The sequence below is a fragment of the Pseudomonas sp. GW823-FHT02E01 genome, assembly GCF_058797535.1.
Map to the genome: position 1 here is coordinate 508,049 of NZ_JBXAJS010000002.1, position 24,658 is coordinate 532,706.

At 61.0% G+C, this 24,658-nt stretch carries 28 protein-coding genes; 11 read left to right on the top strand and 17 right to left on the bottom strand.

Going from position 1 to position 24,658, the window contains the following annotated elements; translation table 11 throughout:
- Positions 1-13: 13 nt before the first annotated feature.
- Positions 14-1,444: a coniferyl aldehyde dehydrogenase gene (locus AC1RDQ_RS06135; RefSeq protein ID WP_057712899.1), complete on the bottom strand. Its 1,431-nt coding sequence runs from the start codon at positions 1,442-1,444 to the stop codon at positions 14-16.
- Positions 1,445-1,589: 145 nt separating this feature from the next.
- On the opposite strand from AC1RDQ_RS06135, the gene AC1RDQ_RS06140 reads away from it, so the two are divergent.
- Both AC1RDQ_RS06140 and AC1RDQ_RS06145 read left to right on the top strand, forming a co-directional pair.
- Entirely contained in the window at positions 1,590-2,261 is a 672-nt protein-coding gene (locus AC1RDQ_RS06140; RefSeq protein WP_057712900.1) for a TetR/AcrR family transcriptional regulator, read from the top strand.
- 32 nt (positions 2,262-2,293) lie between these two features.
- Positions 2,294-3,148, top strand: a complete 855-nt coding sequence (locus tag AC1RDQ_RS06145; RefSeq protein ID WP_489339397.1) for a sulfurtransferase — start codon at positions 2,294-2,296, stop codon at positions 3,146-3,148.
- Positions 3,149-3,279: 131 nt separating this feature from the next.
- Here AC1RDQ_RS06145 and AC1RDQ_RS06150 read toward each other — a convergent pair whose 3' ends face one another.
- Genes AC1RDQ_RS06150 through AC1RDQ_RS06170 form a run of 5 tightly spaced genes read right to left on the bottom strand, consistent with a single transcriptional unit; the run spans position 3,280 to position 8,627 of the window.
- Positions 3,280-4,119, bottom strand: a complete 840-nt coding sequence (locus AC1RDQ_RS06150) for an AraC family transcriptional regulator (protein ID WP_057712902.1) — start codon at positions 4,117-4,119, stop codon at positions 3,280-3,282.
- Between the two features lie 3 nt (positions 4,120-4,122).
- Entirely contained in the window at positions 4,123-5,121 is a 999-nt protein-coding gene (locus AC1RDQ_RS06155) for a hydrolase (RefSeq protein WP_057716541.1), read from the bottom strand.
- Between the two features lie 56 nt (positions 5,122-5,177).
- Complete coding sequence (rsmD, locus tag AC1RDQ_RS06160; RefSeq protein WP_057712903.1) at positions 5,178-5,789, bottom strand: 16S rRNA (guanine(966)-N(2))-methyltransferase RsmD; 612 nt, start codon at positions 5,787-5,789, stop codon at positions 5,178-5,180.
- On the bottom strand, positions 5,789-7,279 hold the full coding sequence (locus AC1RDQ_RS06165) for a M16 family metallopeptidase (RefSeq protein WP_489339395.1): 1,491 nt from the start codon (positions 7,277-7,279) through the stop codon (positions 5,789-5,791). Before AC1RDQ_RS06165 ends, rsmD begins: the two co-directional genes overlap by 1 nt.
- Entirely contained in the window at positions 7,272-8,627 is a 1,356-nt protein-coding gene (locus AC1RDQ_RS06170) for a M16 family metallopeptidase (protein WP_057712905.1), read from the bottom strand. Before AC1RDQ_RS06170 ends, AC1RDQ_RS06165 begins: the two co-directional genes overlap by 8 nt.
- 342 nt (positions 8,628-8,969) lie before the next feature.
- Between AC1RDQ_RS06170 and ftsY the strand changes: the two genes are divergently transcribed.
- The 4 genes from ftsY (at position 8,970) to rpoH (ending at position 13,155) form a co-directional block, all read left to right on the top strand.
- Positions 8,970-10,493 carry a signal recognition particle-docking protein FtsY gene (gene ftsY / locus AC1RDQ_RS06175; RefSeq protein WP_492586728.1) on the top strand — a complete coding sequence of 508 codons (1,524 nt, stop codon included), beginning with the start codon at positions 8,970-8,972 and terminating at the stop codon, positions 10,491-10,493.
- Positions 10,490-11,161, top strand: coding sequence for a cell division ATP-binding protein FtsE (gene ftsE / locus AC1RDQ_RS06180; RefSeq protein ID WP_007975383.1), 672 nt, complete (start codon positions 10,490-10,492; stop codon positions 11,159-11,161). The genes ftsY and ftsE overlap by 4 nt, the downstream gene beginning before the upstream one ends.
- Positions 11,158-12,180, top strand: coding sequence for a permease-like cell division protein FtsX (gene ftsX, locus AC1RDQ_RS06185; protein ID WP_057712907.1), 1,023 nt, complete (start codon positions 11,158-11,160; stop codon positions 12,178-12,180). Before ftsE ends, ftsX begins: the two co-directional genes overlap by 4 nt.
- 120 nt (positions 12,181-12,300) lie before the next feature.
- Complete coding sequence (gene rpoH / locus AC1RDQ_RS06190; RefSeq protein ID WP_007975386.1) at positions 12,301-13,155, top strand: RNA polymerase sigma factor RpoH; 855 nt, start codon at positions 12,301-12,303, stop codon at positions 13,153-13,155.
- Between the two features lie 162 nt (positions 13,156-13,317).
- On the opposite strand, the gene mtgA is transcribed toward rpoH, so the two are convergent.
- Positions 13,318-14,040, bottom strand: coding sequence for a monofunctional biosynthetic peptidoglycan transglycosylase (gene mtgA / locus AC1RDQ_RS06195; RefSeq protein WP_057712908.1), 723 nt, complete (start codon positions 14,038-14,040; stop codon positions 13,318-13,320).
- Between the two features lie 74 nt (positions 14,041-14,114).
- Here mtgA and AC1RDQ_RS06200 point away from each other — a divergent pair, with 74 nt between their 5' ends.
- The 4 genes from AC1RDQ_RS06200 (at position 14,115) to trmB (ending at position 16,357) form a co-directional block, all read left to right on the top strand.
- Entirely contained in the window at positions 14,115-14,495 is a 381-nt protein-coding gene (locus AC1RDQ_RS06200; protein WP_489339393.1) for a DUF423 domain-containing protein, read from the top strand.
- Positions 14,496-14,566: 71 nt separating this feature from the next.
- Complete coding sequence (gene thiS, locus AC1RDQ_RS06205; RefSeq protein WP_007953386.1) at positions 14,567-14,767, top strand: sulfur carrier protein ThiS; 201 nt, start codon at positions 14,567-14,569, stop codon at positions 14,765-14,767.
- A gap of 60 nt (positions 14,768-14,827) precedes the next feature.
- Positions 14,828-15,622: a thiazole synthase gene (locus tag AC1RDQ_RS06210; protein WP_007975390.1), complete on the top strand. Its 795-nt coding sequence runs from the start codon at positions 14,828-14,830 to the stop codon at positions 15,620-15,622.
- A 9-nt stretch (positions 15,623-15,631) separates the two neighbouring features.
- Positions 15,632-16,357, top strand: coding sequence for a tRNA (guanosine(46)-N7)-methyltransferase TrmB (gene trmB / locus AC1RDQ_RS06215; protein WP_057712910.1), 726 nt, complete (start codon positions 15,632-15,634; stop codon positions 16,355-16,357).
- 117 nt (positions 16,358-16,474) lie between these two features.
- Here the strand turns inward: trmB and AC1RDQ_RS06220 are convergent, their stop codons facing one another.
- From AC1RDQ_RS06220 to AC1RDQ_RS06265, 10 genes are all read right to left on the bottom strand, one after another.
- On the bottom strand, positions 16,475-16,798 hold the full coding sequence (locus AC1RDQ_RS06220; protein WP_007987827.1) for a DUF3392 domain-containing protein: 324 nt from the start codon (positions 16,796-16,798) through the stop codon (positions 16,475-16,477).
- 9 nt (positions 16,799-16,807) lie between these two features.
- Positions 16,808-18,013, bottom strand: coding sequence for a radical SAM family heme chaperone HemW (gene hemW, locus AC1RDQ_RS06225; RefSeq protein ID WP_256353203.1), 1,206 nt, complete (start codon positions 18,011-18,013; stop codon positions 16,808-16,810).
- Positions 18,010-18,606: an RdgB/HAM1 family non-canonical purine NTP pyrophosphatase gene (gene rdgB / locus AC1RDQ_RS06230; protein ID WP_007987823.1), complete on the bottom strand. Its 597-nt coding sequence runs from the start codon at positions 18,604-18,606 to the stop codon at positions 18,010-18,012. The genes hemW and rdgB overlap by 4 nt, the downstream gene beginning before the upstream one ends.
- Positions 18,603-19,037 carry a DUF4426 domain-containing protein gene (locus AC1RDQ_RS06235; RefSeq protein ID WP_492586730.1) on the bottom strand — a complete coding sequence of 145 codons (435 nt, stop codon included), beginning with the start codon at positions 19,035-19,037 and terminating at the stop codon, positions 18,603-18,605. Before AC1RDQ_RS06235 ends, rdgB begins: the two co-directional genes overlap by 4 nt.
- A 26-nt stretch (positions 19,038-19,063) precedes the next feature.
- Positions 19,064-19,684: a methionine biosynthesis protein MetW gene (gene metW, locus AC1RDQ_RS06240; protein WP_056726485.1), complete on the bottom strand. Its 621-nt coding sequence runs from the start codon at positions 19,682-19,684 to the stop codon at positions 19,064-19,066.
- A gap of 7 nt (positions 19,685-19,691) precedes the next feature.
- The gene (gene metX / locus AC1RDQ_RS06245) at positions 19,692-20,831 is read right to left on the bottom strand and encodes a homoserine O-succinyltransferase MetX (protein ID WP_008046479.1); all 1,140 of its coding nucleotides are present in this window, start codon (positions 20,829-20,831) and stop codon (positions 19,692-19,694) included.
- 181 nt (positions 20,832-21,012) lie between these two features.
- On the bottom strand, positions 21,013-21,309 hold the full coding sequence (locus tag AC1RDQ_RS06250) for a DUF167 domain-containing protein (RefSeq protein ID WP_492586731.1): 297 nt from the start codon (positions 21,307-21,309) through the stop codon (positions 21,013-21,015).
- A gap of 4 nt (positions 21,310-21,313) precedes the next feature.
- On the bottom strand, positions 21,314-21,904 hold the full coding sequence (locus AC1RDQ_RS06255; RefSeq protein ID WP_489339391.1) for a YggT family protein: 591 nt from the start codon (positions 21,902-21,904) through the stop codon (positions 21,314-21,316).
- 10 nt (positions 21,905-21,914) lie between these two features.
- The gene (gene proC / locus AC1RDQ_RS06260) at positions 21,915-22,733 is read right to left on the bottom strand and encodes a pyrroline-5-carboxylate reductase (RefSeq protein ID WP_090451947.1); all 819 of its coding nucleotides are present in this window, start codon (positions 22,731-22,733) and stop codon (positions 21,915-21,917) included.
- A 35-nt stretch (positions 22,734-22,768) separates the two neighbouring features.
- The gene (locus AC1RDQ_RS06265) at positions 22,769-23,455 is read right to left on the bottom strand and encodes a YggS family pyridoxal phosphate-dependent enzyme (RefSeq protein WP_057712916.1); all 687 of its coding nucleotides are present in this window, start codon (positions 23,453-23,455) and stop codon (positions 22,769-22,771) included.
- A gap of 56 nt (positions 23,456-23,511) precedes the next feature.
- Here AC1RDQ_RS06265 and AC1RDQ_RS06270 point away from each other — a divergent pair, with 56 nt between their 5' ends.
- On the top strand, positions 23,512-24,546 hold the full coding sequence (locus AC1RDQ_RS06270) for a type IV pilus twitching motility protein PilT (protein WP_090451945.1): 1,035 nt from the start codon (positions 23,512-23,514) through the stop codon (positions 24,544-24,546).
- The last annotated feature ends 112 nt before the right edge of the window (positions 24,547-24,658 follow it).

Here is a 24,658-nt window from a genome sequence, read left to right on the forward strand (position 1 = left end):
ACGGTGATTATCGTTAGCGGATGAACAGCTTCTGGATCAGCTTCTGAATCGACTTGCCGTACGGCGGATAGATCAACTTCGCGGCGTTGAACCGTTGTTTGATCAACACGCCCTTGGCTTTGCTGAAGGTCAGGAACCCTTCATGTCCGTGATAGTGGCCCATGCCCGAGGCACCAATGCCACCAAACGGCATGTCGTCCTGGGCGACGTGCAGCAGGGTGTCGTTCAGGCACACGCCGCCGGAATGGGTTTCGTGCAGCACGCGCTGTTGTTCGCGCTTGTCATAGCCGAAGTAATACAGCGCCAGTGGGCGAGGGCGCTGGTTGATGTAGGCAAATGCCTGCTCCAGATCCTTGTACGGCACGATAGGCAGCAGCGGCCCGAAGATTTCGTCCTGCATCACCGTCATCTCGTCCGTGACATTGAGCAGCAGGCTATGGCTCATGCGGCGGCCCTGGCCCTGGTCGAACAGCGGCATCAGCAGCGCACCCTTGCTGGTGGCGTCACTGACGTAACCGTTGAGACGCGCCAGTTGTCGCTCATTGATGATCGCGGTGTAGTCCGGGTTGTCGGCCAGCGTCGGATAAAACCCACGGACGGCTGTGCGATAGGCCTCGACGAAACCTCCGACGCGATTCTCCGGCACCAGCACGTAGTCCGGGGCCACGCAGGTCTGGCCGGCATTCAGGGTCTTGCCGAAGGCGATGCGCTCGGCGGCGTCCTTGAGCGGCACATCCCGGGAAACGATGGCCGGGGATTTGCCGCCCAGTTCCAGGGTCACCGGGGTCAGGTTTTCCGCGGCGGCGCGCATGACGTGTTTGCCGATGCTGGTGGCGCCAGTGAACAGCAGGTGATCGAACGGCAGGCGTGAAAACGCCACGCCCATATCAGCCTCGCCCAGGACCACGCAAACCAGGTCTTCGGGGAAGATTCGCGCCAGCAGTTGCTTCATCAGCAGGCCGGTCGCGGGGGTCGACTCACTGAGCTTGAGCATCACCCGATTGCCCGCCGACAGCGCGCCGACCAACGGACCGATGGCCAGATACAGCGGGTAGTTCCACGGCACGATGACCCCGACCACGCCCAGCGGTTGGTAAACCACTTTGGCCGAAGCCGGCTGGAAAGCGGCGCCCACCTTGCGTCGCGAGGCTCGCATCCAGCCCTTGAGGTGTTTGCTGGCGTAATGGATGCCGTGCAGGCTGGGCATCAGTTCCGCGAGCAGGGTTTCATCGGCGCTGCGATGGCTGAAGTCCTGGCTGATCGCATCGATCAGGGCCTGGCGTTCATTGTTCAACAAATCCTTTAGCGCCTTGAGCCATTGCTGGCGCTGCGCGGCCGGTGGCATCGGGTTGGCGGCGTACGCGGCACGCTGGGCGTCGAACAGGGCCTGAAGCTCTTCCAGCGGCTGCTGTAGGTTCTGCAGGTAGGAAATTTCAGCAGTCATGGTCGGCTCCGGATTTATTGTAATGAAGCACTTTTTAGAGTCTATGCTCTAAAAAGTCAAATGACATCCTGGAACAGCTTTGTTTTATCCGCTCGCGGATAGATCTAAGATGCCCGTCAACGCACTCTGAATTAAAGCTCAAGCCATGGCCCCACGGATCAAAACCAGCGAGCGCATCGTGCAGAACAGCCTGGAGCTGTTCAACCAGCAGGGCGAGCGCAGCATCAGCACCAACCACATCGCTGCCCATATGGAAATTTCCCCGGGCAACCTGTACTACCACTTCCCGAACAAGCAGGCGATCATCGCGGTGCTGTTCAGCGAGTACGAAAGCCTGGTGGACAGCTTCCTGCGCCCGCCCCAGGGCCGTGCCGCCACGGTGGAAGACAAACGCTTCTACCTCAAGGAGCTGCTGTCGGCGATGTGGCGCTACCGGTTTCTGCATCGCGATCTCGAACATTTGCTCGACAGCGATCCGGACCTGGCCGACCGCTATCGACGTTTCTCCCAGCGCTGCCTGATACAGGGGGGGGCGATCTACGAAGGTTTCGTCGCCGCCGGCATCCTGAAGATGGACAAGGTGCAGATCGAATCCTTGACGCTCAATGCCTGGATCATCCTCACGTCCTGGGTGCGCTTCCTGTGCACCACGCGGGAGAACTCCAGCCACTTGAGCGAGCAGGCCATTAAACGCGGGGTGTATCAGGTGCTGGTGCTGGAGGCCGGGTTCGTTACGGACCAGGCCCGCGATGCGGTCAGCGCCTTGTTCGAAGAGTTTTACGTGCCCCTGGCCCAGGCACTGGAAGAAGTACAGTAGGATCAAAGCCGAGTTAATCACAGGAGCCCGCTATGCCCATTGCGCAACTGATCAGCCCGCAAGCACTGGACCTGAAAAAGGACCAGCCGGGGCTGGTGATTCTGGATTGTCGTTTTGCCCTCGAAGACCCGGATTACGGTCAGCGCAGCTATGCCGAAGGGCACATCGCCGGTTCGAGCTATGCCGACCTCGAGCGTGACCTGAGTGGCGCCGTGGTCAAGGGCGTGACCGGGCGTCATCCGTTACCCGAGCCGGCGCAACTGATCGAACGCCTGCAAGCCTGGGGCATCAATGCCGATAGCGAAGTGGTTCTGTATGACGACGGTCCGGGGGCCTATGCGGCGCGGGCCTGGTGGTTGCTGGCATGGTTGGGCAAGCGCGACGGTGTGTTCATCCTTGATGGCGGTCTGAAGGCCTGGCACGCGGCCGGTTTGCCGCTGAGCCTGGATGCGCCGGCGATGCCCTGTGGCTCCTTCACCGGCAGTCCTGATACGGCGTTACTGATCAGTGCCGAGCAGCTGCAAAAGCGCCTTGCACGGCCGGAACTGACCCTGCTCGATGCCCGCGCACTGCCGCGGTTCAAGGGTGAGGTGGAGCCGATCGATCCGATAGCCGGGCACATCCCCGGCGCCCAGTGTGCTGCGTTTACCGAGAACCTGGGCAGCGACGGGCGCTTCCTGCCGGCCGATCAGCTCAAGCAGCGTTTTGCCGCGAAACTGGGCGATCGTTCGCCAAATGATCTGGTGGCGTACTGCGGTTCCGGCGTGACGGCGTGCCACAACCTGTTTGCGTTGTGTCTGGCCGGTTATCCGTTGGGTTCGTTGTATGCCGGGTCGTGGAGCGAGTGGATCAACGAGCCTGCGCGGGGCATTGCCACCGGCGAATGAACGCCACGAAACCTTGTGGGAGCGAGCTTGCTCGCGATGGGGCCATAACATTCAATATTGATGCTGATTGTTAAGCCGCCATCGCGAGCAAGCTCGCTCCCACGGGGATGGATGGGGTTTGTGAGACCTCATCAAGCCTCAAGTCCCCGCTTTGCACTGCGATACGCCCCCGGTCCAACCCCATACACCTGCTTGAACTGCCGGCTCAGATGGCTCTGGTCGGCAAACCCCAGTTGCATCGCGACTTCCAGCGGCAGACAACCACTTTGCAGCAACGCCCGCGCCCGGGCGATGCGCTGTTGCATCAGCCAGGTGTGCGGCGGCATACCGGTGGCCCGGCGGAACACCCGGGCAAAATGGAATGGCGAGAGATTGACCGCCGTCGCCAGCGCTTCCAGTGAGGGCGGTGCTGCCAATTGCGAGTGCAGCAATTCCTTGGCCAGGCTCACGGCCCGGTGTTCCTTGCCGGGTTTTCCGGCATCAGGCACCGCCGCATGACGCTGCAACAGCGACAGCACCAGTTCACGCCAGACCGTTTGTTGCTGCAATGCGCTGGCGGGGCTTTCCAGCAAGCGGTGAAGTTGGCAGAAGCCGTTCACCAGATCCTGGTCGCGATACAGCGTGGCACCGAAGGCCGGCAAGTGGTGGGTTGGCAGTTCGAGTTCGGCCAGCAGCGAGGTCATCTGCCCGCTGTCCGGATAGAACGCCCGGTAAAGCCAGCCATCCTCGGTGCCTTTGTGACCGGTGTGCAGTTCATCAGGGTTGATCAGCACCAGCGTGCCGCTGCCCGCCAGGTGTTCGGCGCCGCGATAGCGATAACGCTGGGCGCCGGCCATGATCATGCCGATCACATAGCCGTCATGCACATGTGGGGCGAAACGATGGTCGATGTAGCGGGCGGACAATAACTCGACCCCGGCCAGTGGCGGGGTTTGCCAGAAGTGGATTGATTCGCCTTGGTCAGCGTCCATGATTCAAGAGCGCCCTATGGCGGCCAGCCACTCGGGGATACGTCGCTCCAGGTAGTAACCCGGTTGCCTGAGCGTACCGTCGACGAAGCCGACATGCCCGCCATTGGCTTGCAGTTCGAATTGCGTGCAAGCGGACAACTCATCGACCTGCGGCAGGCTGTGGGGAAACACGAAGGGGTCGTCGGCGGCCTGAATCATCAAGGTCGGCGTACGAATTTCGCCAAGGAAATAGCGGCTGGAGGCGCGGCGATAGTAATCCTCGGCATCGGCGAAACCGTGCAGTGGTGCAGTGACGCGTCCGTCGAAATCCCAGAACGTGCGCATGTTTTCCAGGGATCCGAGGGCCGCCAGGGCTGCCAGGCCCTCCTCGCGTCCGTCATGCTGGAATTGTCGCTGCTTGTTCTTGATGTAGGCGACCATCTCGCGCATGAAATGCGCCTGGTAAACCTTGGAGAAGCCTTGCCCGATACGGTCGGCGCACTGGTCCAGGCGGAACGGCACCGACACCGCCACGGCGCCCGTCACGCCGCTGTCGCTGCCGGTTTCGCCCAAATGCTTGAGCAGGACATTACCGCCCAGGGAGTAACCCACCGCATACAGTGGCGCGAGAGGCCGTTTGGCCCGCAAGTGCCTGATGGTTTCGGCCAGGTCTTCGCTGGCGCCGGAATGGTAGCTGCGCGGCAACAGGTTGGGTTCGCCCGAACAGCCGCGCCAGTTCAGTGCGACGCTCGCCCAGCCTCGGTCGCCCAGGGCTTTTTGCATGCCGGCGACATAAGGCGAATTCGAGGACCCGGTGAGCCCGTGCAATACCAGCACCAACGGTGCGTCGGCGCTGTGCGGGCCGTGCCAGTCGAGATCGAGAAAATCGCCGTCTTCAAGCCAAAGACGCTCGCGTTCGCGACCGATGTGCACGGTTTTACGCCACAGCGGCCCCCACAAGGTTTGCAAGTGCGGATTGCCGAGGCCGAAGGCGGGGGTGAAGCGTTCTGGCGGATGAGACACGATCATTCTCGATGCAGCGGTGCGTAGCGGGTACGCACCTTTTTCAGGTCGGTCGGTTAACCGACGATCTCTGCCATACGTTGCCACAACGAGTAGTAGACGCGCCCGGATTTCTGCTCCCGGTGCAGGCGCCAGTTCTGCGGCAGGCCCAGGGTCGACGGCGCCGACTCGCTTTCGGTGTACACCCAGGCGTCTTCGGCCAGCCATTGGCGCTCTTCGAGCAACTTGCAAACGGCGGGCAGCAGGTTCTGGTTGAACGGTGGATCGAGGAACACCAGGTCGTAGGCCGTTGCGGTCTGGGTTTCCAGGTAGCGCAGGGCGTCGGCGGTCTGGACCTGGCCGTTGGTGCAGCGCAATGTGCCCAGGTGTTCCTTCAGGCTGGACACCGCGATGCTGCTGGCGTCCAGCGCCTGGCCCATGGCCGCGCCACGGGACAGGGCTTCGAGGAACAGCGCGCCGCTGCCGGTGAACGGGTCGAGCACCTTGGCGCCCGGCACGTAAGGCGCGAGCCAGTTGAACAGGGTTTCACGCACGCGGTCCGGTGTCGGACGCAGGCCCGGGGCGTCGGGGAAGCTCAGCTTCCGGCTGCGCCATTCGCCGCCGATGATGCGCAGCTGGTTCACGCCGTTGTGGACGTTGCGGGCAGGTTTTTTCGAATGAGTAGCCATTAATGCTCCGGAACCCCGAGCGGCTGCTCGGAAGGTTTATCAGTAGGGGCCGGTAACGGCTTTTGCGGCACGGTCGGGCCAGCGCTGACGATGACCATCTTGTTCGTGCTCAGGTGTTTGTTCATGGCGGCTTTGACCTGCTCGACGGTCAGAGACTGGGACTGTTGCATGAAGTCCTCCAGGTGACTCAACGGCAAGTTGTAAAAGCCGATGGCGCCCAGTTGGCCGACGATATCGGCGTTGCTGGCGGTGGACAGCGGGAAGCTGCCGGCCAGTTCGCGCTTGGCGTCGTCGAGCTCTTTTTCGGTCGGACCGGTTTTAAGGTAGTCGGCCAGCACATCCTGCACCAGTTTCAGGGTGCCCTCGCTCATCTCGGCGCGGGTTTGCAGGTTGATCATGAACGGGCCACGCGCCTGCATCGGCGTAAAGCCCGAATACACGCCGTAAGTCAGGCCACGCTTCTCGCGCACTTCGCTCATCAAGCGGGTGCCGAAGCCGCCGCCACCGAGAATCTGGTTACCCATGGACAATGCCGCATAGTCCGGGTCATCGCGATCGATGCCCAATTGCGCGAGCATCAGGTTGGTCTGCTTGGACGGGAACTCGATATGGCCGACGCTGGCCTTGGGCTCAGCGGGTTGCGCAATTTTCGGCAAGGCCGGGCCTTTGGGCAGGGCGCCGGAAACCTGGGCGGCAATCGCTTCGGCTTCCGTGCGGGACAGGTCGCCGACCAGTGCGATCACCACGTTACCGGCTGCGTAGGCTTTCTCGTGGAAAGCACGCAGCTGGGCCTGGGTAATCTCCGGTACGGTTTTCGCCGTGCCGTCGCTGGCGTGTGCATACGGGTGATCACCGTACAAGCGGTTCATCAGCTCCAGGCTCGCCAGTTTGCCGGGGTTCTGTTTCTGGTATTCGAAACCGGCAAGCATCTGGTTCTTGATGCGGGCCAGCGAATCGGCAGGGAAAGTCGGCTTGCCGATGACTTCGGCGAACAGCTTCAGGGCCGGCTCGCGCTTGTCCTTGGCACTCAGGCTACGCAGCGAAGCGATTGCCATGTCCTTGAACGCGCCGTTGCCGAAATCGGCGCCCAGGCCTTCGAAGCCCTGGGCTATGGCACCGACGTCTTTGCCGGCCACGCCTTCATTGAGCATGGCGTTTGTCAACACCGCCACGCCCGGTGCATCGCCGTCCTGGCTGCTACCGGCAGCGAAGATCAGGCGCATGTCGAACATCGGCAGCTCATGGGCTTCGACAAACAGCACCTTGGTGCCTTCGGCGGTGTTCCAGGTCTGCACGTCCAGCTTGCGGTGGTTCGGTGCCTTGCCGTTGAGTTCGGTCAGCGACTGCAGTTTCTGACTGGCCTTGGCCTTGTCGAGGGCTTCGCTGGCATTGGTTTCGACAGAGCGCGACAAATAGAACGCTGCAGAACCGATAACGGTGACGGCGATCAGGCCGATCAGGGCCAGGCGGGAGGGTTTACGCTCACTCATGAGTCGTCTCCAGAGGCAGTACATGGGCGACGCTGAGACGTTCGCGAGTGAAATACAGCTTGGCGGCTTTCTGGATATCTTCCGGCGTGACGCTTTCCAGATCGGCCAGTTCGGTGTCCATCAGTTTCCATGACAGGCCGACTGTTTCCAGTTGGCCGATGGCGGTGGCCTGACTTGTGATCGAGTCGCGCTCGAAGACCAGGCCGGCGATGACTTGTGCGCGTACGCGCTCCAGCTCTTCAGCGGTTGGCGCCGTGGTTTTCAGCTGGTCGAGCAGCTTCCACAAACCGGCTTGCGCCTGGGCGATGGTCTTATGTTTCTGCGAGTTTGGCGATGCCGACAGGGTGAAGAGACTGTCGCCACGGGTATAGGCGTCGTAACTCGACGAGCCACCGGACACCAGTTCTTCTCCGCGCTCCAGTTGCGTCGGGATACGTCCGCTATAGCCGCCGTCGAGCAGTGCCGAGATCAGGCGCAGGGCATTGACCAGGCGCTTGTCTTCGGCTGTGGCGATGCTCGGCACGTTGAAGGCCAGCATCAGGCTAGGCAGTTGGGTCTGCACGTGCAGGGTGATCTGGCGCTCGCCCGGTTCGGCCAGTTCCAGCGGTTTTTTCGCGGCGGGCACTTCACGCTTGGCGATCGGGCCGAAATAGCGTTGGGCCAGGGTTTTGACTTCGTCCGGGGTGACATCGCCAACCACCACCAGCGTGGCGTTGTTGGGCACGTACCAGGTTTCGTACCAGTGGCGCAGCTCTTCGACTTTCATCCGCTCAAGGTCGGCCATCCAGCCGATGGTCGGCGTGTGATAGCCGCTTGCCGGGTAAGCCATGGCCTTGAAACGCTCGTAGGCCTTGGCCATCGGCTTGTCGTCGGTACGCAGGCGACGCTCTTCCTTGATAACCTCGATTTCCTTGGCGAACTCGTCGGGTGGCAGGCGCAGGCTGGCCATGCGGTCGGCTTCCAGTTCGAAGGCCACGCCCAAGCGATCCCGGGCCAGCACCTGGTAATAGGCGGTGAAATCATCGCTGGTGAATGCGTTCTCTTCGGCGCCGAGGTCGCGCAGGATCAGCGAGGCTTCGCCGGGGCCGACTTTCTCGCTGCCCTTGAACATCATGTGTTCCAGGGCGTGGGACAGGCCAGTATTACCCGGTGTCTCGTAGCTGGAGCCGACCTTGTACCAGACCTGGGAAACTACCACGGGCGCACGGTGGTCTTCGCGCACGACCACCTTCAAGCCATTGTCGAGGGTGAATTCGTGGGTGGGTTGCGGGTCGGCAGCCAGGGCCGAAAGGGGCAGGCAAACTGTGCTGAGCAGCAGGCCTGCGGCGCGGCGGGCAAGAGCATTCATTCGTTTTCAAACCTTTGGGGCTGCCCGCTTGTTCTTAGCGTCAGCGGGCGAGAGGGTGCTAGGATACTGATCCGTTTTACTGGCGGCCACGCCTATCAGGCCTTTGCGTTTGATCAGGTTGTATGGGTTTGCAGCAGAAGGTTGGAATTTATCAACTAAACTCTGCTTTTTCGCCGATTTTGCTGCTTTAGTCCTTCGTAAAAACGTTTCCGTGAGGTGCCGTTCGCACCTCGACAAAATGTTGCGCGTGAACAAGCTGGGTCAATCGCAGTCTGTTCTGCATCGAATATTTAATTGCCGGGGCGCCATTGGCGCGTCGCTACCGTGAGATAGCCGTCCTCCATGTTTGGTTCCAACGACGACAAGAAGACCCCAGCTGCGGCTGGCGAGAAGAAAAGCCTGTTCGGATGGCTGCGCAAAAAGCCGCAGGAACCCGTCGTCGAACAGCCACAAGCCATTCCTGAACCTGCGCCGACGCCGGTCCCGGTAATAGAAGAAACGCCCGCGCCGGTTGTTCTGCCGATTGCCGAGCCGTCGCTGCAACCCAAGGTTGAAGCCGTTCCCCAGCCAGTCAGCGAAATCGACACCGAACAGCCTCCGGTCCCGACGGCCGAACCGTGGTTGACCCTGCCAGTGGCCGAAGAACCCGTGGCATTGGTCGAAAATGACCTGGCTCCTCACGTGACACCACCGATTCCGGCTCCGGCAGCGTTTACGCCTGCACCGGTTCACGCGCCTGTGGTCGAACCGATTGTTCAGCCAGTCGTCGTGGCCGAGCCTGTGCCCGTTGTCAGTCAGCCAGAGGTTCCGGTATTCGTTGCTCCGGTTGCTCCGGTTGCTCCGGTTGCTCAAGCACCGGCACCCGCTCCGATTCCTGAGCCGATCGCGGCGCCCGTCGAAGCTCCGGTCGAGCCGGTACGCACCGAAGAAACCAAAGCCGGTTTCTTCGCCCGCCTCAAGCAGGGCCTGTCCAAGACCAGCGCCAGTATCGGCGAAGGCATGGCCAGCCTGTTCCTGGGCAAAAAGGTCATTGATGACGAGTTGCTCGAAGACCTCGAAACCCGTTTGCTGACCGCCGACGTGGGTGTCGAAGCCACCTCGGTGATCATTCAGCGCCTGACGCAGAAGGTTGCGCGCAAGGAGCTGGCCGATGCCGATGCCCTGTACAAATCCCTGCAAGCCGAGCTGGCAGCGATGCTCAAGCCTGTCGAGCAGCCGCTGAAAATCGCCTCGCAAAACAAGCCGTTCGTGATTCTGGTCGTCGGCGTCAACGGTGCCGGCAAGACCACCACCATCGGCAAGCTGGCGAAGAAACTGCAGCTGGAAGGCAAGAAAGTCATGCTCGCCGCCGGCGACACCTTCCGTGCCGCGGCGGTGGAGCAATTGCAGGTATGGGGTGAGCGCAACAAGATCCCGGTGATCGCGCAGCACACTGGTGCCGACTCGGCCTCGGTGATCTTCGACGCCGTGCAGGCCGCCAAGGCCCGTGGCATCGATGTGCTGATCGCCGACACCGCCGGCCGCCTGCACACCAAAGACAACCTGATGGAAGAGCTGAAAAAGGTTCGCCGGGTGATTGGCAAGCTCGACGCTGACGCACCTCACGAAGTGCTGTTGGTGCTTGACGCCGGTACCGGCCAGAACGCCATCAACCAGGCCAAGCAATTCAACCAGACCGTCGAACTGACCGGCCTGGCGCTGACCAAGCTCGACGGTACCGCCAAAGGCGGGGTGATTTTCGCCCTGGCCAAGCAATTCGGCCTGCCGATCCGCTACATTGGCGTCGGCGAAGGCATCGACGATTTGCGTACCTTTGAAGCAGAACCCTTTGTCCAGGCATTGTTTGCCGAGCGGGAGCGTTCATGATTCGTTTCGAACAGGTCGGTAAGCGCTACCCGAACGGTCACGTCGGCTTGCATGAGCTGAGCTTTCGAGTCCGTCGTGGCGAGTTCTTGTTTGTCACCGGCCATTCCGGCGCCGGTAAATCCACGCTGTTGCGCCTGTTGCTGGCGATGGAACGCCCGACCAGCGGCAAGTTGCTGCTCGCCGGGCAAGACCTGAGCACCATCAGCAACGCGCAGATTCCTTTCTTGCGTCGGCAGATCGGCGTGGTGTTCCAGAATCACCAGTTGCTGTTCGATCGCACGGTGTTCAATAACGTCGCGTTGCCTTTGCAGATCCTGGGGCTGTCCAAGGCCGAGATCGCCAAGCGCGTGGACTCGGCACTGGAGCGCGTGGCGCTGTCGGATAAAACCGATCTATACCCGGGTGACCTGTCCACCGGTCAGCAACAGCGCGTCGGCATCGCCCGCGCCATCGTTCACCGTCCGGCCTTGCTGCTGGCGGATGAGCCGACCGGTAACCTCGACCCGCGCCTGGCCGCCGAGATCATGGGTGTGTTCGAAGACATCAATCGCCTGGGTACCAGCGTGCTGATCGCCAGTCACGACCTGGCCCTGATCGCCCGCATGCGCCATCGCATGCTGACCTTGCAACGCGGTCGATTGATCGGTGACGGGGAGGCCGCGGTATGAGTGCAACACGTAGCCCCAAGGTTTCCGAGCGTGTGGCCCCGAAGGCCGCCGATCCGCAACCGCAAAAGAAAAAACACGACGATGACGACGGGCCGGACTTTGCCACGTTGTTCCGCGCCTGGATCGAAAGTCATCGCGCCAGTCTGGTGGACAGCCTGCGCCGCCTGGGCAAGCAGCCTATCGGCAGTTTCTTCACCTGCATGGTGATGGCGGTGGCCCTGAGTTTGCCCATGGGGCTGTCACTTTTGCTAAGTAACGTCGAGCGTCTGGGCGGTTCCTGGCAGCGCGCGGCGCAGATTTCCCTGTATCTGGACCTTGAGGCCAAGCCGGCCGAAGGCGAAGCGCTGCGCGATCAGATCAAGGGCATGCCTGGCGTCGCCGAGGCCGAATACGTTGGCCGGGATCAGGCGCTGGAAGAGTTCCAGCAACAGTCCGGGCTGGGCGAGGCGCTCAAGGAATTGCCGGAGAACCCGCTGCCGGGCGTGGTCCTGGTGACGCCGACTGAAGTCGACAAGCCGGCCCTTGAAGCATTAAGACAAAAACTATCCGAGCTGCCGAAGGTACAACAGGCGCAACTTGATTTAGTCTGGGTCGAGCGTCTGGCAGCCATCCTCAAGCTGGGTGACCGTTTTGTCTTCGGTCTGACCGTGCTTCTGGTTTCTGCATTACTTTTGGTGATAGGCAATACCATTCGTCTTCATATTGAAAACCGCCGCACAGAGATAGAAGTGATTAAACTAGTCGGCGGCACTGACAGCTATGTGCGCAGGCCCTTTCTGTATATGGGTGCGCTGTATGGCTTCGGTGCGGGGATTCTGTCCTGGGGCGTTCTGGCGTTCGGCCTTGATTGGCTGAACGACGCGGTGGTGGGGCTGGCCGGTTTGTACGGCAGTGATTTTGCGCTGGCTGGAGTGCCAGTTGCCGACGGTCTGTCTCTCTTGCTTGGCGCGGTGCTGTTGGGGTATATCGGTGCATGGATTGCAGTCGCACGCCACCTGAGGGAGCTTGCGCCTAAGTAGTATCATTTTGCTCGTATTGACCTTTCAGCGTTTTTGGGTTTTAGGGAACTTGTCTTTCGGTTTCCGGTCAATTTTCGCAGTGCTGAACTGCACGAGTTTGTAAGTCGGAGGTTTTTTCGTATGACCAATTCTTTGCAACCTGCATATGCTCTGGTCCCGGGTGCGAACCTGGAGGCCTATGTGCACACCGTCAACAGCATTCCATTGCTGTCGCCGGAGCAGGAGCGTGAACTGGCCGAGAGTCTCTATTATGAGCAGGATTTGGGGGCGGCTCGGCAGATGGTGCTCGCCCACCTGCGTTTTGTCGTACATATCGCCCGTAGCTATTCCGGCTACGGTCTGGCTCAGGCTGACCTGATCCAGGAAGGCAACGTCGGCCTGATGAAGGCCGTGAAGCGCTTCAACCCGGAAATGGGCGTGCGCCTGGTGTCCTTTGCCGTGCACTGGATCAAGGCGGAAATCCACGAGTTCATCCTGCGCAACTGGCGCATCGTGAAAGTCGCGACCACCAAGGCCCAGCGCAAGTTGTTCTTCAACCTGCGCAGCCAGAAGAAGCGTCTGGCCTGGCTGAACAACGAAGAAGTCCATCGCGTAGCGGAAAGCCTGGGTGTAGAGCCTCGGGAAGTACGCGAGATGGAAAGCCGCCTGACCGGCCATGACATGGCCTTCGATCCGGCTGCCGAAGCGGACGACGACAGTGCATTCCAGTCGCCGGCCAACTATCTGGAAGACCACCGGTACGATCCGGCCCGTCAACTGGAAGATGCCGACTGGAGCGACAACTCCAACCACAACCTGCACGAAGCGCTGGAAGTGCTGGACGACCGCAGCCGTGACATCCTCTACCAGCGCTGGCTGGCGGAAGAAAAAGCCACGCTGCACGACCTGGCGCAGAAGTACAACGTGTCGGCCGAGCGTATTCGTCAGCTTGAGAAAAGCGCGATGAACAAGCTCAAGTTGTCGATCGCTGCGTAACTGGCGAGCAGGCAATAAAAAACGCCCCGATCATTGATCCTGTGGGAGCGGGCTTGCTCGCGATGAGGCCCGAACATTCAATATAAAAGTTGAATGTCAGGCCGTCATCGCGGGCAAGCCCGCTCCCACAGTGGTTTTCAGGGTCTGAAAAATTGGGATCAGTTATTGGGCCCAAGGCGCCCGGCGCGAATCGTTCAGCCCGACCAGATAGCTGTCGCCACCTAACTGGCTCATCTGTCTCCGAATCCAGCCTGCACGTCGCGCCACGTAAGCGGTCGGATGGCTCGCACTCCACACGCGAGGGTTGGGCAGCACGGCGGCCAACAAACTCGATTGCTGACGGCTGAGGTTCCTGGCGCTCACGCCAAAGTGATGCCGGGCCGCCGCTTCGGCGCCAAACACGCCGTCATCCCACTCGACACTGTTGAGGTACACCTCAAGAATTCGTTGCTTGGGCCAGAACACTTCGATCAGTCCGGTGAACCAGGCCTCCAGGCCTTTACGCAGCCAGCTGCGGCCAGACCACAGGAACAGGTTTTTCGAGACTTGCTGGCTGAGGGTACTGGCGCCACGGATCGAACCGCCGCGCTCGTTATGGGCAAACGCCGCCTGAATCGCGCCGATATCGAAGCCCCAGTGCTCCGGGAATTTCTGGTCTTCGCCGGCAATCACCGCGACTTTCAGGTCATCGGAGATTTCGTCCCAGGGTTTCCAGGTCCGTTGCAGGTCGATGGGTTCGCCGTCAAACCAGGATTCGATCTTGCGCTCGACCATCAGCGTCGTCCCCGGTGGCGGCACCACGCGAAAGATCAGCACCAGCAATACGCTGCCACCCATGAACCAGAGCACGGCCTTGGAGAAATGACGGAAATAGATACGCAGCATAGAGATGGCTTGGCCGAACCCGTTGAGCGGGCCATTATACAGACCCTTTGGATCGAAACTGACTGGAGTTCTGCATGCTGCGTGGCTTTCTGATGCTGGCCGCTTTTTTCGGCTTCACCGGTGTCGGCCTCGGGGCCTTTGCCGCCCATGGCCTGAAAAACCGTCTGACACCTGAATATCTGACGATTTTTCATACCGGCGTCACTTACCAGCTGGTGCACACCCTGGCGCTGCTGGGCGTGGCGCTGCTGGCCACGCAGATTCCCGGCCGTTTGCTCACATGGGCCGGCGCATCGTTTGCCGTCGGGATCCTGCTGTTCTCCGGCAGCCTTTACGTGCTGACGCTGACGGGTATCAGCAAGCTTGGCATTGTCACCCCGTTCGGTGGCCTGGCCTTCCTCGCGGGCTGGCTCTGCCTGGGCCTCGCCGCCTGGCGCTTGCCGCTGACCACTTGACGCTTATTGCTGACCTTTAGGTCACGATCGGGCTAGAATGCCAGCCCCTAAAAATGATGGCGGCATCCGGCATGCGCATTCAGTTGAACGGCGAATCCTTTGAACTGCCCGACGGTGAAACCGTTGCGGCCCTGCTGACCCGTCTGGACCTGACCGGACGCCGGGTGGCGGTCGAACTCAATCTGGATATCGTCCCGCGCAGTCAGCACGCAGACACCACGTTGAACGACGGCGACAACGTCGAAGTGGTGCACGCCATCGGCGGCGGCTAGCAGCCTCGCCCCAGTGGCCACAGAATTCTGCAAGTACCTCACCCCTACAGAGGATTTCCCATGAGCATCGTTCGCAGCGACAAGCCTTTCGTCCTGGCCGGTCGTACTTACCAGTCGCGTTTGCTGGTCGGTACCGGCAAGTACCGTGACATGGAAGAAACCCGCCTGGCCATCGAAGCCTCGGGTGCCGAGATCGTCACTTTCGCCGTGCGCCGCACCAACCTTGGCCAGATCGAGGGCGAGCCGAACCTGCTCGAAGTGCTGTCGCCGGACCGCTACACCTTCCTGCCGAACACCGCCGGTTGCTATGACGCTATCGAGGCTGTGCGCACCTGCCGCCTGGCCCGTGAGCTGCTCGATGGCCACAACCTGGTCAAGCTGGAAGTGCTGGCGGATCAGAAAACCCTGTTCCCCAACGTGATCGAAACCCTCAAGGCTGCCGAAACGCTGGTCAAGGAAGGCTTCGACGTGATGGTCTACACCAGTGATGATCCGATCATCGCCCGTCAATTGGCGGAAATCGGCTGCATCGCGGTGATGCCGCTGGCCGGTCTGATCGGTTCGGGCCTGGGGATCTGCAATCCATATAACCTGCAGATCATCCTCGAAGAAGCCAAGATCCCGGTGCTGGTGGATGCCGGTGTCGGTACCGCTTCCGACGCCACTATCGCCATGGAACTGGGTTGTGATGCGGTGCTGATGAACTCGGCCATCGCCCACGCCCAGCAGCCGGTCATGATGGCTGAAGCCATGAAACATGCGATCGTCGCAGGCCGCTTGGCCTACCTCGCCGGCCGCATGCCGAAAAAACTCTATGCCAGCGCCTCTTCGCCGCTGGATGGTCTGATCAAGTAAGAGCCATTGATGACTGAATCGAACGACACGCCTATCCAGACGGAAGAAGGCGACGAGCGCCAACACCGCCGCATCAAGAGTTTCGTGATGCGCGCCGGGCGCATGACCGAAGGCCAGCAAAAGGGCCTGGAGCAGGGCACTCCGCTGTTCGTGCTGCCGCTGGCCGACGCGCCGGTGGATTTCGACCAGGTGTTCGGTCGCTCGGCACCGCGCTCGCTGGAAATCGGTTTCGGCATGGGCCATTCGCTGCTGGAAATGGCAGCGGCTGCGCCGGATCAGGATTTCATTGGCGTTGAGGTTCACCGTCCGGGTGTCGGTGCGCTGCTCAATGGCGTGCTGACACAAGGCCTGACCAACCTGCGGGTCTACGATTGCGATGCTATCGAAGTGCTCAACCGCTGCGTGGCCGATAACAGCCTCGATCGCCTGATGCTGTTTTTCCCGGATCCGTGGCACAAGAGCCGTCACCACAAGCGTCGTATCGTTCAGGCGTCCTTCGCTGAGTTGGTGCGCAGCAAATTGAAAGTCGGCGGCATTCTGCACATGGCCACTGACTGGGAACCGTACGCCGAATACATGCTGGAAGTGATGAACGTCGCGCCGGGTTACCGCAACCTCGCCGAAGACGGCAAGTGCGTACCACGCCCGGCCGAGCGCCCGATCACCAAGTTCGAACGCCGTGGCGAACGTCTTGGGCATGGGGTGTGGGATTTGAAGTTCGAAAAACTGGCGTAAAACCTGTGGGAGCGAGCTTGCTCGTGATGGCGGCCTGGCAGTCAACAGAGATGTTGGATGTTATGGCCTCATCGCGAGCAAGCTCGCTCCCACAGTTGTTTTAGGGTGTGGCTGAGATCAGCGGCGGTCAGCGACCACGCCAATCAACACCAGCACCACCAGCAACACCGGCGCCAGGCTGTAGTTGTTGAACTGGCTCAAGCCGCGCACGACCCAGGGCGTGGCATAGATCAGTGCCGCGCCGCTGCCGATCATGCACAGCAGAGACATCAGCGGCACACGCAAGGCGCCGGCGATGCTGCCCAGGCGTTGCTCGACCCAGCCTTTGAAATCCGCACCAAACAGCACCAGCAGGCAGCCCACCAGGGCCAGGGCGATTTCCGAGAGGTTGCTGCGGCTCCAGCGAGACACAGTGGCAAGCAGGTCGAGTACCAAATCCATTCGATTTCCTTATGTCAGAAATTTCTGCAGCAAGTCGTTGAGGAAGAGTTGTCCGCGCTCGGTGGCTACCAGACGTGAAGGTTCGACCTGCAACAGGCCGCTTTGTTCGGCTTCACGGCGGCCTTCAGCGAGGCTTTCCAGCGTCATGCCGGTACGTTCCGGGTACAGCCTCGATTCGACGCCTTCAGTCAGGCGCAGCGCGTTCATCAGGAACTCGAACGGCATCTCTTCATTGGTCAGCGCTTTCTCGCCGGCCTTAAAGCTTTTCGCCGGATTCAGGTAATCCTTGGGCAGGCGGGTCTTCCAGGTGCGAATGATGCGCCCGTCCGGATGGCTGAGCTTGCCATGGGCGCCGGCGCCGATGCCAATGAAGTCGCCAAAACTCCAGTAATTGAGGTTGTGGCGCGCCGGGCGACCGGGCAGGGCATAGGCCGAAACTTCGTATTGCACGTAACCATGTTCAGCCAGCAGTGCTTGCCCGGCCTCCTGAATGTCCCACAGCGTGTCGTCTTCCGGCAGAGTCGGTGGCTGGTTCCAGAATACTGTGTTCGGCTCCAGGGTCAGTTGATACCACGACAGGTGAGTCGGTTTCAGGGCGATGGCTGTGCGCAGGTCCGCCAAGGCATCGTCCAGGGACTGATTCGGCAAGCCATGCATCAAGTCCAGGTTGAAGTTGTCGAACCCGGCCTGCCGCGCCATACCGGCGGCGCGTACGGCTTCGTCACCGTTGTGAATCCGTCCCAGGGCCTCGAGCTTTTCTTGCTGAAAGCTCTGAATACCGATCGACAGGCGATTGATCCCCAGTTTCCGGTACGCCACGAACTTGTCTTGCTCGAATGTCCCCGGATTGGCTTCCAGCGTGATTTCGATGTCGCTGGCAAACGGAATGCGCTGTTCGACGCCTTTGAGCAAACGACCCAGCGAATCAGCGCTGAACAGGCTTGGCGTGCCGCCACCAAAGAAAATCGAGCTCAGCTCACGACCATAAACGGCGTGCAGGTCCTGATCGAGATCGGCCAGCAATGCGTCGACGTACTCTTCTTCCGGCAGCACGGGGCTGGCCGTGTGGGAGTTGAAGTCGCAATAAGGGCATTTGCGCACGCACCACGGGATGTGGATATACAGCGCCAGCGGCGGCAGCACAGGCAGGGCCGCCCGAGGCGATAGAGCATCGCCGCCGAAGATCAGCGGCGACGCGGATGATTCACGGGTCATTTCAAGCCCAGACGCTGGCGCAGCAGATCCATTGCACGGGCGCGGTGGCTGATCTGGTTCTTGTCGCCTGGGCTCAGCTCGGCGCTGGAGCAATCGCGCTCCGGCACCCAGAACAGCGGGTCGTAGCCAAAACCGTGTTCGCCGCTGGCCTGGGTCAGGATTCGCCCGTGCCACAAACCTTCGCAGAGGATCGGCAACGGATCATCGGCGTGGCGCACCAGTGCCAGCACGCATACGAACTGCGCGCCACGTTCGGCTTCAGGCACGTCTTTCAACACGTCGAGCAGCTTGGCGTTGTTCGCCGCATCGCCCTTGCCATCGGCATAACGCGCCGAGTAGATACCGGGCGCGCCGCCAAGGAAATCCACCGCCAGCCCGGAATCGTCGGCCAGCGCCGGCAGGCCGGAAATGCGCGCGGCATTGCGGGCCTTGAGGATGGCGTTCTCGACGAACGATAAACCAGTCTCTTCGGGCTCGACGCTGCTGAACTCGCCGATCGAGCGCAGGTGCACCGACTCGCCGAGCATGGCCTGGAGTTCCTTGAGTTTGCCGGCGTTATGGCTGGCCAGTACGAGTTGCGTGAAGTTGATCATTGGCCAGGGAAGAGCTCTTGGTTGAAATTGATGGTGTTGATCTTGTCGCCCGTCTGCACCTTGATGTTGAAGGTGCGGATTTCCTGCTGCGGTACCGGGTATTGGGCGATGTAGTAAATCGCTCCTTGCTCGGTGACCTGCTTGAAGTTCAGTGTGTAGCTTTGGCTGGTCAGGTCTTTGACGGTGCCGCTGACGTCGGCCGCCATCGGCGTGCCGGCCTTGATCACCGAAATGTTGATCACGCCCTGATCCTTGCTGCGGGTCAGCTGGGCAGCCTTGGCAACGTCCGGTAGCAGGTAGGTGGAGTTGAAGGTGTTGTAGTGCACCGTCACGTCACCGAAGGTTTCCTTGCGTTCGCTCTTGATGGCGTCGGCGGCAATGGCGGTGACGCTCAGGCAGGCAGTGAGTAGAAACAACGCTAGACGACCCATGATCGTTCTCCTTGAAGTAGGGTGGATCAGACCGCGACCTTGTGGTCGGAAAGTCCCGGACTGCTGACGCGGTAGATACCGATCTCACCTAACAGATTAGGCCATAGCTTGCTGGCCCACCCGTGCCGATGCTGTTGATCCACGGCCAGCCGATCAATGACCTTCGCTTCACGTTCGCGACACAAGGCTTCAAAGTCGGCGAAGGTGCAGAAGTGAATGTTCGGCGTGTTGTACCAGGTGTAGGGCAGGAACTCGGAAACCGGCATGCGGCCCTTGCTCGCCAGGTACCAGCGACACCGCCAGTGGCCGAAGTTGGGGAAGGTGATGATGCACTGGCGACCGACGCGCAGCATTTCCTCGAGGATCCTGTCCGGGTAGTGCACCGCTTGCAGCGCCTGGGTCATGACCACGACATCGAAACTGTTGCTGGCAAAGTTGCCCAGGCCCTTGTCCAGGTCCTGTTCGATGACGTTGATGCCCTTGGCCACGCACTCGGCGATATTGTCGGCGTCGTTTTCCAGGCCATAACCGGTGACTTGCTTGTTATCGCGCAGCCAGGTCAGCAGTTCGCCATCGCCGCACCCGAGGTCGAGCACGCGGCTGCCGGCGGGGATCCATTCCTGGATGATTTCCAGATCAGCTCTCATGGCTTTCTCACAACGTAATGCGGTTCATGTAATTGCCGAATGCCTGCAGGTAGCGCGGGATCGGAATCAGGAAGGCGTCGTGGCCTTGCGGAGCGTCGATCTCGAGGTAGCAGACGTCCTTGCGCGCGGCCATCAGCGCGTCCACCAGTTCCCGCGAGCGGGCAGGGGAGAAGCGCCAGTCGGTGGTGAACGACATCACGCAGAACTTGGCCTTGGCGCCTTCAAAGGTTTTCGCCAGGTTATCGTCGAAGTTCGCCGCCGGATCGAAGTAGTCGAGCGCTTTGGTCATCAACAGGTAAGTGTTGGCATCAAAGCGTCCGGAGAACTCCTCGCCCTGATAGCGCAAGTAGCTTTCCACCTGGAACTCGACGCTGTGGAAGTCGTAGTTGAGCTTCTCGCTCTTGAGCCCGCGGCCGAATTTCTCGCCCATGGAGTCGTCGGACAGGTAGGTGATGTGCCCGACCATCCGCGCCAGCATCAGGCCGCGCTTGGGGATCACGTTGTGTTCCTGGAACGAACCGCCGTGGAATTCCGGGTCGGTGAGGATCGCCTGGCGCGCCACTTCGTTGAACGCGATGTTCTGCGCCGACAGCTTGGGTGCCGAGGCGATGGCCAGGCAGTGACGGATGCGGTCAGGGTAAGTGATGCTCCATTGCATCGCCTGCATGCCGCCGAGGCTGCCGCCGATAACGGCCGCGAACTGGGCGATGCCGAGACGGTCCGCCAAACGCGCCTGACTGTGCACCCAGTCTTCCACGGTCAATACCGGAAAGTCGGCGCCGAACGGCTTGCCGGTGTCCGGGTTGATACTGCTCGGGCCGGTGGAACCGTTGCAGCCGCCGAGGTTGTTCAGGCTGACCACGAAGAACTTGCTGGTGTCGATCGGCTTGCCGGGACCGATGCAGCTGTCCCACCAACCGGGTTTGCGGTCGTCGGCGCTGTGGTAGCCGGCGGCGTGGTGATGGCCGGACAGGGCGTGGCAGATCAGCACGGCGTTGCTCGCCGTGGCGTTGAGCGTGCCGTAGGTTTCGTAGATCAGGTCATAGGCCGGGAGCGAGCGACCGCAGGCCAACGCCAGGGGTTCGCTGAAGTGCGCCACTTGCGGCGTCACCAGACCAACAGAATCGGGGGGGAAGGCAGCTGGCATCGACCCTGCTCTCATTGAAATGAGGCGTAAGTCTAAAGACCGCTGGGGTTAGCGGCAAGCAACGATCGGGCCTGATTTCATTCAGCAGAACCGCGGTGCGGCCTTCGCGAGCAAGCCCGCTCCCACAGGATTGATGCGGTCCATGTGGGAGCGAGCCTGCTCGCGATGAACGATGACGCGGTCAGCCTGCCGGACGCACGAGATCAGGCAAGTCCGGCAACTTCTTCGGTGAGCAGATTCGCACCCGTTTCTGCCGGTTCAACTCGCCACTGATCAGGCTGACCCGGCTCTTTGACACGCCAAAGGCCTTGGCCAGAAACGCCATCAGATGCGCGTTGGCCTTGCCCTCGACCGGCGGCGCGGTCAGGCGGATCTTCAGGCGATCGCCGTGCAGCCCGCAGAAGTCATCACTGCGGGCTGCCGGTTGCAGGTGACACTCCAGAATCAGGTCGTCACCGTCCCAGCGAAACCAGCTCACCGGGTCAGATCAACACACGGAGGATTTGCGGCATCATGGTCATGGCGGCGAGGTTGTTGATCACCAGCATGTCGATCAGCTTGAGTGCCAGGAACGCAAAGATCGGCGACAGATCCAGGCCGCCCAGGTTCGGCAGGAACTTGCGGAACGGCGCCAGGGCCGGTTCGCAGACGTCGTTCACCAGCTCGGCGCCCGGGTTATGGCTGCCCGGGGCGACCCAGGACAGGATCACGCTGATGATCAGGGCGAAGAAGAAAATCTTCATGAACAGCGCGGTCACGCCAATGATCGACCAGATCAGCAATTGCAGCGGGTTGCCGATGGTGCCGTAGGTCAGCAGCAGGGTCAGGGCCATCAGCGCCAGTTGCACCAGGATCGCCAGCACCAGCGAGGACATGTCCAGGCCGAATACGCTCGGGATGATCCGGCGCAGCGGCTTGAGCAGCGGCTGGGTGGCCTTCACGATGAACTGGCAAATCGGGTTGTAGAAGTTCGCCCGCACCAGTTGCAGTACGAAACGCATCAGCACGATCAGCAGGTACAGGCTGCCGAGGGTTTGCAGCACGTAGACCGCTGCAGTATTCAATCCAATCATGAAAAGCTCCTTATTGACCCAGTTGTTCGGCCATCTCGGCCGAGCGATGCGCGGCAGCGCCGAGTGCTTTTTCGACCAAGGCTTCAAAGCCATTGGCCTGGAACGACTTGATTGCAGCTTCCGTGGTGCCGGCAGGCGAGGTGACACGGCGGCGTAACTCGGCCGCGTCGACGTCGCTGGAGACCGCCATATGTGCGGCGCCCAGGGCGGTTTGCAGGGTCAGTTGCGCAGCGATGTCCGCCGGCAGGCCGAGTTTCACGCCGGCGGCGGTCATGGCTTCGATCAGCAGGAAGAAATACGCCGGGCCCGAGCCGGAAACGGCGGTGACGGCATCCAATTGCTGCTCGTCATTCAGCCATAGGGCGATGCCCACCGCGGACAGCAGTTCCTGGGCCTGCTGACGCTGTTCGGCTGACACTTCGGTTGTTGCGAACAGACCGCTCGCACCCTGACGTACCAGCGCCGGGGTGTTGGGCATGCAGCGCACGATCGGCTGGGCGCCGAGCCAGTTGTTCATGCTGGCGCAGGTGATGCCTGCGGCAATCGAAACCACCAGTTGATGGGGCTTGAGGCTTGGGCGAATGGCTTCGCACACGGCTTTCATCGCCTGGGGTTTGACCGCCAGCACGACCACGTCGGCACCGTCGATGGCCTGGGCGTTGTCGGCAAAGGTTTCTATGCCGTGTTCAGCGCTCACGCGGGCACGGGTTTCTTCGCCCGGATCGCTGGCGCGGATCTGTGCTGCTTCCAGACCCTTGGCCCGCAGGCCGCCGATCAGACTGGCGGCCATGTTGCCGGCACCGATAAAGGCAATACGTGTCTTGCTCATGTCAGGTCCTTATAAAGAGAAGAGTCAGCCATTTTTCAAGGCTGGCCGTAGTCGCGGGCGCCAAACAGGGCGGTACCGATCCGCACCCAAGTGGCGCCTTGGGCGATGGCCGATTCGAGATCGTGGCTCATGCCCATGGAAAGTGTGTCGAGCGGCAGGTTCAGGCTGGCTTGCAGACTTTGCACGGTAGCGAAAGCGGCATCCTGGGTGGCGCGATCTTCCGTCGGCTCGGGGATTGCCATCAACCCGCGCAGTTTCAGGCGCGGCAGGGCGCAGATGGCGTTGGCCAGGGCCGGCAGATCGGCCGGGGTGCAGCCGGACTTGCTGGCCTCGCCGCTGACATTGACCTGAATACAGATGTTCAAGGGCGGCAAATCGGCGGGACGTTGTTCGGACAGCCGTTGTGCGATTTTCAGGCGATCCACGGAATGCACCCAGTCGAAGTGCTCGGCGATAGCGCGAGTCTTGTTCGATTGAATGGGGCCGATGAAGTGCCAGATCAAGGGCAGGTCGGCCAGTTCGAGTTGCTTGCCCAGCGCTTCCTGAAGGTAGTTCTCGCCAAAGTCGCGCAGGCCGGCGGCGTAGGCTTCACGCAGGTCTTGAGCGGGTTTGGTCTTGCTCACAGCCAGCAACTGGACGCTGTTTTCGGCGCGGTTCGCGGCAAGTGTTGCAGCATGTATGCGCGAACTAACCTGAAGAATGTTGTCTGCTATGGTGGACATCAAGAGGCGCCAGCGGTCTGAAGGTTCGCGGCATTCTACTGGAATTGAGAGGCGCTATGGATATCACTGAGCTGCTGGCATTCAGCGCCAAACAGGGGGCATCCGATCTGCACTTGTCCGCCGGCCTGCCGCCGATGATTCGCGTCGACGGTGATGTGCGACGCATCAATCTGCCGGCCCTGGATCACCAACAGGTACAGACTCTGATCCATGCCATCATGAATGACGCCCAGCGGGTGGAGTTCGAAAAGCATCTGGAAACCGACTTTTCCTTTGAAGTACCCGGCGTGGCGCGTTTTCGGGTCAATGTGTTCAACCAGAACCGTGGCGCGGGCGCGGTGTTTCGCACCATCCCGGCGAAAGTGCAGAGCATGGATGAGCTGGGCATGGGCGACGTGTTCCGCAAGATGACCGACGCTCCCCGTGGCCTGGTGCTGGTAACCGGCCCTACCGGTTCCGGCAAGTCCACCACGCTGGCGGCGATGATCGATTACCTCAATACCCATCGTCATCACCACATCCTCACCATCGAAGACCCCATCGAGTTCGTTCACGAGTCGCGCAAATGCCTGATCAATCAGCGTGAAGTCCATCGTGATACCCGTAGTTTCGCCACCGCCTTGCGTTCGGCACTGCGGGAAGACCCGGATGTGATCCTGGTGGGGGAGATGCGCGATCTGGAAACCATTCGCCTGGCGTTGACCGCGGCCGAAACCGGTCATCTGGTGTTCGGCACGCTGCACACCACGTCGGCGGCGAAAACCATCGACCGGGTGGTCGATGTGTTTCCGGGGGACGAGAAGTCGATGGTGCGCTCGATGCTCTCCGAGTCGCTGCTGGCGGTGGTGTCCCAGACCCTGGTGAAGAAAATCGGCGGCGGACGCATCGCGGCCCACGAGATCATGCTGGGGACATCGGCGATCCGGAACCTGATCCGCGAGGACAAGGTGGCGCAGATGTACTCGGCGATTCAGTCGGGAGGGTCGCTGGGGATGCAGACGCTGGATATGAGCTTGAAGGACCTGGTGACCAAGGGGTTGGTCAGTCGTGACCATGCGCGGGAGAAGGCGCGGTCGCCGGATAATTTTTGAGGAAGATTTGAGGTGCTTTCAAGGGTCTCTTCGCGAGCAAGCTCGCTCCCACATGGACTGCATCAATCCTGTGGGAGCGAGCTTGCTCGCGATGGGGTCATCATGTTCGATG